This window comes from Pseudomonas sp. NFR09 (assembly GCF_900111535.1).
Lineage (GTDB): Bacteria > Pseudomonadota > Gammaproteobacteria > Pseudomonadales > Pseudomonadaceae > Aquipseudomonas > Aquipseudomonas extremorientalis.
On sequence record NZ_FOIH01000012.1, the window covers coordinates 70,508 to 82,551 of the forward strand.

Below are 12,044 nucleotides of genomic sequence, written 5' to 3' on the forward strand. Positions count from 1 at the left end.
TCTCAGGCTTGGAAACGACGGATGGAAAACGCTTCGATGGGGTGGCGGCTGGCCCCGGCGCAGACGATCTCTGCCAGGGCTTCACCGACCGCGGGACCGAGCTGGAACCCGGCGCCGGCAAAGCCGAAACCGTGGAGCAAGCCCGGTTGGGTACTGCTGGGGCCGATCACCGGTTCGTGATCGGGGAGGTAACCTTCGGTGCCGCTCCAGGTGCGGATGGCCTGGGCACCTTTGAGAAAGGGGTAGAGTTCGCCGGCGTTGCGCAGGATCTCCAGCACCGCCGCCTGCCCTGGGCGCGCGGTCAACGGGCCCAGGGCAAAGCCGCGACCGCCGCCCAGGATGCAGTTGCCCCGGGCGGCCTGGCGCGCATAAATCCCGCCGCCTTCAACGCCGGTACTCACGTTCATCACCACCGGCAACGGCTCGGTGACCAGCATCGCCGGGTGCGCGGAGGTGATCGGCACCGCTTCGCCAAACTGCGCGGCGACGCTTCCGGCCCAGGCACCGGCGCAGTTGAGCAGCCACGCTGCCTGCAGATGCAGGCCGTTGGCGCAATGCACCTGGAACCGGCGGCTGTCATGCTCGATGCGGATCACCTCGGCTTGCTCGTACACGGCGGCGCCACAACGCTGCGCGGCACGGGCGAAGGCAGGAGATACCAGGCGCGGATTGGCATGCCCGTCTTCCGGGCACAGCGAGGCGCCCACGGCAATATCGCCGACCCAGGGGAAGCGTGCGCGCAACTCGGCGTAGTCCAGCAACTGCAGGCCCAGGCCAAAGCCGCGCGTCTGCTCGGCATACGCTTGCAACGCGGCGAAGTCGGCATGACTGCGCGCCAGCTTCAAATGCCCGGAGCGCACGTATTCGCCGTCGATGCCGATCAACCCCGGCAAGTCGGCCCACAGTTGATGGGCGCGCTGTGACAAGGGCAGTTGGTGCAGGGGCCGACCCTGGCGTCGCACGCCGCCATAGTTGACGCCACTGGAATGGGAACCGCAGAAATCCCGCTCCACCAGGGCCACGCGCTGGCCTTTCTGCGCGAGCATCAAGGCTGCCGAGGCGCCGACGATGCCGCCGCCGAGGACGATCACATCGATCATGGCTGCACCTCCACGCCAAACGGCAGCGGCTTGATCGGTGCCTGGCCGCGCAGGCGGCCCACCTGTTCAATCCCGCGACCGCTGCGCTCGGCGACGATTTCCGCCGCCGCCAGCCCACACATCCGGCCCTGGCAACGCCCCATGCCAACGCGACAGTGAGCTTTGACTCGGTTGAGCTCCCAGTGGCCCTCATCCACCACCGCGCGTATCTCGCCGACGCTGACTTCTTCGCAGCGGCACACCATCAACCCGTCCGGCGCTTGGGCCGCCCACTGCTCGGGGAAGGGAAACGCGGTTTCCAGCCCATGACGAAAACGCTGGATGCCCGCCAGTTGCTGCTCCAATACGGCGGGGCGGCGCTGATCAATCGCCACGCCCGAATCTTCCAGCACCGCCAGTGCCGCACGCTCACCGGCCATCTTCGCGGCGTCCGCGCCCATGATCCCTGCGCCGTCGCCGGCCAGGTACACACCGTTGACGCTGCTGCGCCCGGCGTTGTCCCGTTGCGGCAACCAGGCACGGTTCAAGGTGTTCCAGGCGAACTCACAGCCGAGCAAGTCCGCCAGTTGGGTTTCACTGCGCAGGGCATGAGCGAAAGCGACGGCATCGCACGCCAAAACATGGTCATCCCAGCGAATACCGCTGACTCGCTGTTCTCCGTCGATTTTCTGCAGCGTGGCACCCTGATGCACGGGAATCCCATGGGCCGTCAGCCAGGCGCGGTAATACATGCCCTTGGCCAGGGTCAGTGGTTGCCCGAGCAGCGCCGGCAACGCACGGCACTGCGCACTGAACGGCGCGCTGTCGAGTACCGCCACCACCTTGGCTCCGGCCTTGGCGTATTGGTAGGCGACCAGATACAGCAACGGCCCGCTGCCGCAGAACGCCACGCGTTCACCGATGGCGCAGCCCTGGTATTTCAAGGCGATCTGCGCCGCGCCCAGGCTGTACACGCCGGGCAAGGTCCAGCCCGGCACCGGCAGGATACGGTCGGTGGCGCCGGTTGCGACAATGATCCTGGCGTAGTCGACGCTCTCGGCACGGCCGTTGTCGAGCAGGTCCAGGCGACCGTCCTCGGCATTCCACACCAGGGTTTGCGGTCGATAGTCGATCAGCGGCGCCAGCTCATCCATCGTGCGGTGCGCGGCTTGCGCCTTGCTCGCTTCAAAGCCATAGATCTGCCTGGCGCTGCGCTGAAAGCCCAAGGGTTGCCGCCGATAGATCTGCCCGCCGCCGCGCAGGTTTTCATCGATCAGGCACGGTGTGACGCCATGGTCGAGCAGGGTGCGCGCCGCGCTGATCCCGGCCGGGCCTGCGCCCACAATCACCACCGGCTTCATGGCTGGCGCCCCGGGTCGCGGCTGATCGCCTGGCCTTCTTCCAGCAGCGTCGAGCAGGCGCGCACGCGGCGACCGTCTTCAAGGCGCACCCAGCAATCCTGGCAGGCGCCCATCAGGCAGAAACCGGCGCGGCGCTCGGCGCTGAAGTCACTGCCGCGCAGGTGCTCGGCGCAGGTCAGCATGGCGGTGAGCAGGGTATCGCCGAGCAAGCCGCTGGCGGGTTGGCCGTCCAGAGTGAAGGACAGGGCAGGGCGCGCGGTCTCGGCCAAGCGTTTGAACAGGGCCATCAATGTTTCCCCACCAGCACGCGGTCCAGGCCGTAGACCCGGTCCAGCAGAATCATGGTGGCCGCCGTCAGCGCAATCACCAGCGCCGACACCGCCGCCATCATCGGGTCGATGGACTCGGTGGCGTACACGTACATGCGCACCGGCAGGGTTTGCGTGGCTGGCGAGCTGACGAAGATCGACAACGTCACCTCATCGAAACTGTTGATGAACGCCAGCAACCAGCCGCCAGCGACACCGGGCAGAATCATCGGCAGGGTGATCTGGCGAAACAGCGTAAAGCGGCTGGCCCCGAGGGATTCGGCGGCCTGCTCGGCACTGCGATCAATACCGATGGCGGCCGCCAGCACCAGGCGCAGCACATACGGCGTGATGATCACCACGTGGGCCAGCATCAGCCAGGTAAAGCTGCCGTTGACCCCCATCAGCGCGAACAACCGCAGCATCGCCACCCCCAGCACCAGGTGCGGGATGATGATCGGCGACAAAAACAACGCACTGAAAAAATTACGCCCGGGAAACGAATACCGGCTGATCGCCAACGCTGCCGGCACCGCAATCAATGTGGCCAGGCTTGCCGCAGTGAAGGCCAGCACCAGGCTGTTATAGAACGCCTGGATAAAATCCGCACGCTCGAATACCGCACGAAACCAGCGCAGGGAGAAGCCCGAGGTGGGCAGGCTCAAGGTGTTTTCCGGGGTGAACGCCACCAGGCACACCACCACCAGCGGCGCCATCATGAACAGCACCACCAAGCCGTGGAAACCGAGGGCCAAAGGACCGTTTCTGGACATGCGCTTAAACCCCCAGGGACTTTTTATAGCGGCCTTCGACCATGCGGTTCCAGCTCAGCATGATCAGCAGATTGACCAACAGCAGCACCACCGCGATGGTCGCGCCCATGGGCCAGTTGAGTTCCGAGAGATATTGGTCGTACACCACGGTGGCGACCATTTTCAGGCGGCGCCCGCCAAGCAGGCCGGGGATCGCAAAGGAACTGGCGGCCAGGCCGAACACGATCAGCGTGCCGGACAGCACGCCAGGCATGACCTGCGGCAGCACGATCCTACGCATCACTGTGGCCTGGCTGGCCCCCAGCGATAACGCGGCCTGTTCAGCCGACGCGTCGAGTTTTTGCAGGGAGGTCCACACCGGGATGATCATGAACGGCAACATCACGTGCACCAGCGCGATGATCACCGCGAAGGGCGTGTACAGCAGCTTCACCGGGCGCCCGCCGAGCAGTTGGATCAGTTGATTCACCAAACCATCGGCGCCCAAGAGCAGGCTCCAGCCGAAGGCGCGCACCACCACCGAAATCAGCAATGGCGTGAGGATCAGTATCAGGAAGATCGAGCGCCACGGCGTACCCATGCGGCTGAGGATGTAGGCCTCGGGCACACCGATCACCACGCAAAGCAGGGTCACCAGCGCGCTGATCCAGAAGGTGCGCCAGAAGATCTCGTAGAAGTAGGAGTCGCTGAACAATGACAGGTAATGGGCCAAGGTCCATTCATCGGCCTTCACGCCCACCTGGTAGTCGAACACGTTGAACGACAGGACCAGGGTCAGACCCAGCGGTAAGATCAGCAGCCCGGCAAACAGCACCAGCGCCGGCAACGACAGCAGGTAACCACGACTCATGCATGCACCTCGTCGGCTGCCAGCACGCGCAGCAGGTCCGCATGCCAGTCCAGGCCCACCGCCGCGCCGCAGCCCAGCGGTGCGCTGCCATCGTTGCTGCGCACCACGGTGATTTCGCCGAGGTCGGTGTGGACGCGGTACAGCCATTGGCTGCCAAAGAAGTAACGATCGAGCACCTTGCCTTGCAGGCGACCGGCCCCCGCGTCCACCAGCGTGATCTTTTCCGGGCGCAGGCTCAGGACCAGCTCGCCGTCGCCGCCTTGATGCCGCACTTGCGGCGTTCCCAGTGGGTCGTAATCGCCGGCCAGCAGGTTGGCCTTGCCGACGAAGTCCGAGATGAAGCGCGTGCGCGGGTGTTCGTAGAGCTTGTACGGCGCGTCGATCTGGGTCACGCGCCCGGCCTGCATCACCACCACGCGGTCGCTGATGGACAGCGCTTCGGCCTGGTCATGGGTGACCATCAAGGTGGTGATGCCGACGGCGCACTGGATGCGGCGGATCTCGAACTGCATCTCTTCGCGCAGGTTGGCGTCGAGGTTGGACAGCGGCTCGTCGAGCAGCAACACCGGCGGCTCGATCACCAACGCACGCGCCAGGGCCACGCGTTGGCGCTGGCCGCCGGACAACTCCCGTGGGTAGCGCTCGGCGTGGGGGGCCAGGCGCACCAGTTCCAGCACGGTTTTCACCTTGCTGACGATCTCTGCGGCCGGCACTTTGCGCATCTTCAGGCCGAAGGCGACGTTGTCGCGCACGCTCATGTGGGGGAACAGCGCATAGCTCTGGAACACCACGCCCAGGCCACGGCTGGCCGGCTTGGCGTGGGTGATGTCGCGGCCGTCGAGCAGGATCTGCCCGCCGCTCACGTCGACGAAGCCGGCGATCATTTGCAGGGTGGTGGTCTTGCCGCAGCCCGAAGGGCCGAGCAGGGAAACGAACTCGCCTTTTTCCACCGCAAGGTCGGTGGCGACCACCGCGTCGACGGCGCCGTAGCGTTTGCTCAAGGCGTTGAGTTGGAGAAATGCCATGTCTGCGTTCCACCTTTTTTGAGTCGCGTCGAAACGCGCTTTTTTGTTTTGGGCAGATGCGAATGAGGTGTTGCCGGTGCGTTGGCGCTCGATCTTGAGTCGGCTGCCGGTTGTTGTTCATTTCGCCCCTGTGGACGCAGATTAGGACGAAGACTAGGATGGGCGGAAGAAGGAATTTCACTGAACGGACTATTATTTTCAGATTTATTCACTCACCGGAATTTATAAAGAGATTGAGTGTTATGGATTCCACTAATCGAAACGAAAGTAGCAAAGAAGTCGGGCCGGGCGGGGTGTCTCGTCTGTTCGCGCTATTGCGCACCTTGGGTAAAGTGCCGGAGGGCGGCGAACGCGTCACTCAACTTGCGCAACAGGTCGGCCTCTCGCAGCCCACTACCCACCGCCTGCTGCGCAGCCTGATGGACGAAGGCATGGTCGAACAGGACGCACGCAGCAAGCGCTATCGCCTGAGCCTGGAGTTCTTCGCCCTGGCGGCGAACGCGGGCAAGACCGGCAACCTGCGCGACCTGGTGCGCCCGAGCATGCTGCGCCTGAGTGCGTCATTGGGCGACTCGCTGTTCCTGCTGGCGCGCAGCGGTTTCGATGCGATCTGTCTGGACCGCAGCGAAGGCCCGTACCCGATCCGCACCTTCACCGGCGATATCGGCGGGCGCGTGGCATTGGGGGTGGGGCAGGGCAGTTTGGCGATCCTGGCCTTTCTGCCGGAGGAAGAGCGCGAAACCGTGATCCGCTACAACCTGCCACGGCTCAAGGACTTCCACCTGTATGACGAAGTGCTGTTGCGCTCGGAAGTGGAGAACGTGCGCAACCTGGGGTATGCGGCGCGCAATACCGGGGTGCTGGAAGGCATGGCCGGGTTGGCCGTGCCCATCCTCGATCGGGACGGGCACGCGGTGGCGGCGCTCAGTGTGGCGACCATCAGCGATCGCCTGGGGCCGAGCCGGTTGCCGATGGTGGTGGAGTTGCTCAAGCGCGAAGCGGCGGCGATCGGGCCCAGGATCAATCCGTTTGATCCGACGTTACGCAGGCCCTCACAAACCTTTGGTAGGTAGTTCAGATGGCGGTCAACACTACCGACCTGGCCGTCGTGTCGTACTGAACATACACATGGGTGCGAATTAGTTATCCAGCAGGTAAGTTTTTTTGTTCATGTTTAATGGAACTGTCCTTTTACATGTTGCCACAGATGGATGTTGACTTAATGCTAACTGGCGCGTTGGTCGGCTTATTCGCATCAACTATCTGAGGTATTGCAATGACTACTCTTTACGGTTCGTTCATACAAAGTCCCTGCCCTTACTCTAATCTGTTGGACAGGGGCGCCAGGTTTGGTAATGAGCCCGCAATGAGGACCTTACTGGGGACCTCTCAGCTGCCTCCCCCTTCCACAGTTGCACGGGCCTTTGTCGACGCCTTCCCTTATTTCCAGGGAGAATCTGGTTTTGTCACGAGGGCAACGCTTGAGCATGCTGCCAATCGTCTACCGACCGGGGATCCGTATCACGATCGAATGACACAGCTGGCAAGGGACGTTCTTAGCCGTCCAGGAATGTTTGAGTCACTCGATGGTATCAACCATGGCGGCCATGAAGATGGTCTGATCAGCCTGGGTGATGCGCAGGCGGTGGTCTTTGAGTACGAAGACCAGGAGGGAGCGTACATGCTGGGTGGACCGGATGCGTATAACGGTGGCATGCGAGTTGGGCCAGGAGGGAATTATGGTGGTATGCAAGGAGCGCCGGTGAATTATTACGGCGATATGCAGAGCCAGCAAGAGGGGTATTACGGTGGCATGCAGCGCAGTCGTTTTGAAAATGGATATGGCGCCAATGGGGCACGCAATTATTATCCGGCAGCGAGCGGCATGAGCCCGCAGAATGCTGAGGTCGCAAATAATTTCAAACAGGCCAAAGACTCAGATTTAACGACGGAGTTGGGTAATAACTTTGATTACTTCAAGCCAAACGAGCATGGCAAGATCACTCAGAAATCGCTTCGTGAAGTTGCAAATCGTCCTTTGACTGATAACCCTGTGGATGACCGAATGACCCTGTTGGCCAAGGAAATCATCAGTCGGCCGGGGCTCAATAGCAAACTGGATTCCGACCATGATGCTGACATTCCTGACGGGAAAATCGGGCGCGACACTATTGGAAGGGTAGCCACGCAGAATGCAGCGCCAAGCTATCAAAAAATGAGTGATGTTGAACTGCTTCAGGCCCTTGACGAAAAGTTCAAACAGTACTGGAGTGCGGATAACTACATCAGCTTCGATAGTTTAAAAAGTGCCGCTGCAGAGTCCCCGCCAACAGATCGGTCTCGGCTCGCAGCTGAACTTCTCCGGCGCCCGGGCCTGATGAAGGAGGTCGATATTGGCACTGATGGCAAAGGCGGTAGGGGCGCAGAAGATGAAAGGTTTAACTGGGTCAACGTCGACCACGTAATAAGAGAAAAACAAGCGCATTCGTCGCGTGGTTGATTGTGGGCCGCCACATTCCGTGACCAGTCGGGGCTGATCATTCTTTCCGGCTGTACCTGTCGCTCATACTCTTCGGCGGTGATCAGTCCCAACTGCACCGCCGTCTTTCGGGTGATTTGCGCCACACAGTCATAACCCAGCAGCGGATTCAGCACTGTCGCTATCAAATCATCCGCCAGTATCGTGATGAGGATGGCGGGCTGATTGCGGTGTCGGAAACGGTCTATTCAGCATGCCGTTTCACCTGACCCTGCAAATGAAGCGCGACAACCTCTGACCCATACGACAATAACCTTGCATCTGGTAAAACTTTGGCTAATATGATCCGGGTAAAACACATATCGCCCGGGTAATAAACATGCCTACACACCCCCTTCCTGCTTGCACAGCCTTTGTTCGCCACCAACGTGTGGCGGCAGGTTCCTATGCCGACGTCGCCACGACGCTCGCCGAGCTTGACCAGCCCGCGGGCAGCTTCCTGGTCTTCGACGATGCCACCGGCAACCAGGTCGACTTTCCCTGGCCTGAGGGCTATGCGCCCGAACCACCTGCCCAGGTCGACATGACTGACGAGCCTCCCGCTCCCCCCTCGGTCGGGCGCCCGAAGCTGGGGGTGGTCGCGCGGGAAGTCACGCTGTTGCCGCGTCATTGGGAATGGCTGGGCCAGCAACGCGGCGGTGCTTCGGCGGCGTTGCGCCGGCTGGTGGATGAAGCGCGCACTGCCCATGCTTCCCGTGACCGGATACGCCAGGCCAAGGAAGCCGGCTATCGGTTCATGAGCGCCATCGGCGGTGACCTGCCCGGCTTCGAAGACGCCTCGCGTGCGTTATTTGCCTTTGATGCGGCGGATTTTTCGAGCAAGATCGCGCACTGGCCGGTAGACGTGCAGGCCTACCTGGCCTGGCTGTCGCGCGACGCGTTCCCTGTCTGATAACAACTCCTGGATCCGAACCCTCATGGAAGTCACCCAGCAACGGCCGTTGTGGCAGATCTACCTGATCTTTCTGGCACCGATGGTGCTGTCCAACTTCCTGCAAAGCTTTTCCGGCACCCTCAACGGTATCTACGTCGGGCAGATGCTCGGCACCCAGGCGCTGGCGGCGGTATCTGGGATGTTTCCCATCGTGTTCTTTTTTATCGCCCTGGTGATCGGCCTGGGGGCGGGCGCCTCGGTACTGATCGGCCAGGCCTGGGGCGCGCAGGAAACCGCGCTGGTCAAGGTGATCACCGGCGCCACACTGACTCTGGGGGCGTTGGTGGGGGTGATCGCTGCGGTGCTCGGCAGCCTGTTTGCGCGCCCGGCCTTGCAGGCACTCGGCACGCCGGTCGATGTGCTCGACGACGCCGTGGGTTATGCACAGATGATGATGTTGATCATGCCGCTGCTGCTGGTCTTTATCCTCTACACCCAATTGCTGCGTGGTGTCAGCGACACGATCTCGCCGTTGCTCGCGCTGATGGTTTCGACCCTGGTGGGCCTGTTGCTGACACCGGCGCTGATCCGTGGCTGGATCGGCCTGCCGCCCTTGGGTATCCAGAGCGCGGTGTACGCCGGGTTGGTGGGTAACGCGGCAGCGATGCTGTTTCTGATAATGCGGCTGCGCCACAAGAACCATGTGATGGCGCCGGACCGTGAATTGTTGGCGGCCCTGCGCCTGGATCGGGTCATTCTCGGCAAAGTCCTGCGCATCGGCTTGCCTACGGGCTTGCAGATGGTGGTGTTGTCGCTGTCGGAATTGGTCATCCTCGCCCTGGTCAACGGCCATGGCTCCCAGGCCACCGCGGCCTATGGCGCGGTAACGCAGATCGTCAACTATGTGCAATTCCCGGCGCTGTCGATTGCCATCACCGCATCGATCCTTGGCGCCCAGGCGATTGGTGCCGGGCGCCTGGAGCGCATCGGGCCGATCCTGCGCACCGGTTTGCTGATCAACACCTGCCTCACCGGAGGGCTGATCGTGCTCGGCTACCTGTTGTCCCATTGGTTGCTCGGCTTGTTCATCACCGACGACGCGGCGCGGGTCAAGGCCGAGCACCTGCTGCACATCATGTTGTGGAGCATCCTGGTGTTTGGCTTCCAGGCGGTGGTGGGCGGAATCATGCGCGCAAGCGGCGTGGTGTTGATGCCGGTGGCGATCTCGATCTTCTGCGTGCTCTGCGTGGAAATGCCGATGGCGTACCTGCTCAACGCCCACTTCGGCCTGGAAGGGGTGTGGATGGCATTTCCGGTGACCTACCTGGCCATGCTGGCGTTGCAGACTGCGTATTATCGGCTGGTGTGGCGACACAAGCAGATCAAGCGGTTGGTGTGATAAAAGGTTGCGCACCTTAAGGACAGAAGGTTTCTGAGCCATGGCAAACCCTTACGCCGAATTGTTCCAGGTACCTGGCGCCCGGGCTTTTGTACTGGCGGGGATGCTGGCGCGCATGCCGGTCTCGATGACGGGGATCGGCTTGATCACCATGCTCTCGCAGGTGCACGGCGGTTACGGACTGGCGGGCTCGGTGGCGGCGGTATTTGCCCTGGCCACGGCGTTTTGCGCGCCGCAGGTATCCAGGCTGGTGGACCGCTACAGCCAAGGGCGGGTGTTGCCGGTTGCCGCGTTGATCGGCGGCGGGGCGTTGCTGATGTTGCTGCTGTGCACCCGCTTGCAGGCACCGAACTGGACGTTGTTCCTGTTCGCCGCCCTGGCCGGTTGCATGCCCAACATGTCGGCCATGGTGCGGGCGCGCTGGACCGAGTTGTACCGAGGCCAGCCCAAGTTGCAGACCGCATTTGCCCTGGAGTCGGTGCTGGATGAGGTGTGCTTCATCATCGGCCCGCCGATCTCGGTGGGTTTGTGCGTGGTGCTGTTCCCGGAAGCCGGGCCGCTGGTGGCTGCGTTGTTGCTGGCGGTGGGCGTCACCACCTTTGTGTTGCAGCGTGAGTCCGAGCCGCCGGTGCACGCGCATCACGGGCATCACGGTCGCTGGCTGATCGCCTCGCCCTCGGTGCTGATCCTGATGATTCTCCTGCTGGCCATGGGTGTGATCGTCGGCGTGGTAGATGTGGTCAGTGTCGCCTTTGCCCAGCATCAAGGCCAGCCGGCGGCTGCCAGTATCGTGCTGTCGGTGTACGCCATCGGTTCGTGCCTGGCGGGGCTGGCGTTCGGCACCCTTAAGCTCAAGGCGCCGTTGCCCCGGCAGTTCCTGTTGTGCGGCATCGCCACGGCGTTGACCACTTTGCCGTTGCTGCTGGTGACCAACATCGCAGGGCTGGCGGTGGCGGTCTTTGTCTCCGGGCTGTTCTTCGCCCCCACCCTGATTGTGTCCATGGCCCTGGTGGAACAGGTCGTGCCCGCCAGCCTACTGACCGAGGGCATGACCTGGCTGATCACCGGCCTCAGCATCGGCGTGGCCATAGGCGCGGCCAGCTCCGGGTGGATGATCGATCACTTTGGCGCCACCAGCGGGTTCTGGGTGGCGCTGGCGGCGGGGGCGGTCGTGTTGGGGGCTGCGGTGTCGGGGTATCGGCGGCTGGGATGATCAGTTGATCGCAGGGCAAGCGTCTGCGCTGTGATGCTGCAGAAACTCGTTCAACGCCTGGCGCGTCAGGTCGTTGAGCGTCACTTTCTTGCGCGTCGCCTCAAGGGCGGCAGCAAGATGCAGATCATGGCCGACCCGGACGTTGAAGGAACCTTTGCAAGGTTTCTCTGGTGCATGCCCCAGGGTCTTGCAGGTGGCGAGGTAATCATCCACCGCCTCCCGAAAGGCCTTATCCAGTTCGGCGACGGTTTTCCCTTCGTAGCTCACCAGCGCCTTGATGAACAAGACCTTGCCGAACAGGCAGTTGTCTTCGAGGCTGGCTTCGATGGAGCCGATGTAGCCGTTGTGTTTCAGTTGGTTGTTCACTGAATCAGCTCTCCTGATTTCAATTGTTCGATGATCTGGCGCCGAATGTAGTGTTTCAACTCGTTGCCAGGGTGAGGCTTGTGCAAGGTGATCATTGCACTGGGGTCGCCGATGTCGAATTTGACGCGGCTTCCAGCCCCTTCAATCTGCGTGTAGCCCAGTCGTCGCAGCAGCGTGACGAGCTCGGGCCAGGTAAATGTCATTTGCTCGTTGAGCAGTTTGGTCAGCAGCTTTTCATTTTTGGACACGGCGTTCCC

General features: G+C 62.2%; 13 protein-coding genes. 5 read left to right on the top strand and 8 right to left on the bottom strand.

The genetic code is table 11. From position 1 onward, the window contains the following. Nucleotides 1-2: 2 nt before the first annotated feature. From BMX59_RS24545 to BMX59_RS24570, 6 genes are read right to left on the bottom strand one after another with little or no spacing between them, the layout of a single operon-like run. The gene (locus BMX59_RS24545; RefSeq protein WP_092245783.1) at nt 3-1,100 is read right to left on the bottom strand and encodes an NAD(P)/FAD-dependent oxidoreductase; all 1,098 of its coding nucleotides are present in this window, start codon (nt 1,098-1,100) and stop codon (nt 3-5) included. Beyond that, nucleotides 1,097-2,440 carry an FAD/NAD(P)-dependent oxidoreductase gene (locus BMX59_RS24550; protein WP_093126728.1) on the bottom strand — a complete coding sequence of 448 codons (1,344 nt, stop codon included), beginning with the start codon at nt 2,438-2,440 and terminating at the stop codon, nt 1,097-1,099. Before BMX59_RS24550 ends, BMX59_RS24545 begins: the two co-directional genes overlap by 4 nt. Further along, nucleotides 2,437-2,727 (bottom strand): (2Fe-2S)-binding protein, encoded by a 291-nt coding sequence (locus BMX59_RS24555; RefSeq protein WP_093126731.1) that lies wholly within the window; start codon nt 2,725-2,727, stop codon nt 2,437-2,439. The genes BMX59_RS24550 and BMX59_RS24555 overlap by 4 nt, the downstream gene beginning before the upstream one ends. Next, nucleotides 2,727-3,521, bottom strand: coding sequence for an ABC transporter permease (locus BMX59_RS24560; protein ID WP_092245774.1), 795 nt, complete (start codon nt 3,519-3,521; stop codon nt 2,727-2,729). Before BMX59_RS24560 ends, BMX59_RS24555 begins: the two co-directional genes overlap by 1 nt. A 4-nt stretch (nt 3,522-3,525) precedes the next feature. Beyond that, a complete protein-coding gene (locus tag BMX59_RS24565) occupies nt 3,526-4,371 on the bottom strand; it encodes an ABC transporter permease (protein WP_093126735.1) in 846 nt (281 codons plus the stop codon). Further along, nucleotides 4,368-5,396, bottom strand: a complete 1,029-nt coding sequence (locus BMX59_RS24570) for an ABC transporter ATP-binding protein (RefSeq protein ID WP_092245766.1) — start codon at nt 5,394-5,396, stop codon at nt 4,368-4,370. Before BMX59_RS24570 ends, BMX59_RS24565 begins: the two co-directional genes overlap by 4 nt. Nucleotides 5,397-5,638: 242 nt before the next feature. Here BMX59_RS24570 and BMX59_RS24575 point away from each other — a divergent pair, with 242 nt between their 5' ends. The 5 genes from BMX59_RS24575 to BMX59_RS24605 all read left to right on the top strand — a co-directional run bounded on the left by BMX59_RS24575 (nt 5,639) and on the right by BMX59_RS24605 (nt 11,421). Next, entirely contained in the window at nt 5,639-6,469 is an 831-nt protein-coding gene (locus BMX59_RS24575) for an IclR family transcriptional regulator (protein ID WP_093126738.1), read from the top strand. A 293-nt stretch (nt 6,470-6,762) separates the two neighbouring features. Further along, entirely contained in the window at nt 6,763-7,896 is a 1,134-nt protein-coding gene (locus BMX59_RS30560) for a hypothetical protein (RefSeq protein WP_175486708.1), read from the top strand. Between the two features lie 358 nt (nt 7,897-8,254). Next, complete coding sequence (locus tag BMX59_RS24595; protein ID WP_093126750.1) at nt 8,255-8,827, top strand: DUF2239 family protein; 573 nt, start codon at nt 8,255-8,257, stop codon at nt 8,825-8,827. Nucleotides 8,828-8,852: 25 nt separating this feature from the next. Further along, complete coding sequence (locus BMX59_RS24600) at nt 8,853-10,208, top strand: MATE family efflux transporter (RefSeq protein ID WP_093126753.1); 1,356 nt, start codon at nt 8,853-8,855, stop codon at nt 10,206-10,208. A gap of 40 nt (nt 10,209-10,248) precedes the next feature. Further along, nucleotides 10,249-11,421 (top strand): MFS transporter, encoded by a 1,173-nt coding sequence (locus tag BMX59_RS24605; RefSeq protein ID WP_093126757.1) that lies wholly within the window; start codon nt 10,249-10,251, stop codon nt 11,419-11,421. Here the strand turns inward: BMX59_RS24605 and BMX59_RS24610 are convergent, their stop codons facing one another. Together BMX59_RS24610 and BMX59_RS24615 are read right to left on the bottom strand one after the other, a co-directional pair. Continuing rightward, entirely contained in the window at nt 11,422-11,787 is a 366-nt protein-coding gene (locus tag BMX59_RS24610) for a type II toxin-antitoxin system HicB family antitoxin (RefSeq protein ID WP_093126761.1), read from the bottom strand. After that, nucleotides 11,784-12,035 (bottom strand): type II toxin-antitoxin system HicA family toxin, encoded by a 252-nt coding sequence (locus tag BMX59_RS24615; protein ID WP_058424734.1) that lies wholly within the window; start codon nt 12,033-12,035, stop codon nt 11,784-11,786. Before BMX59_RS24615 ends, BMX59_RS24610 begins: the two co-directional genes overlap by 4 nt. Nucleotides 12,036-12,044: the final 9 nt, after the last annotated feature.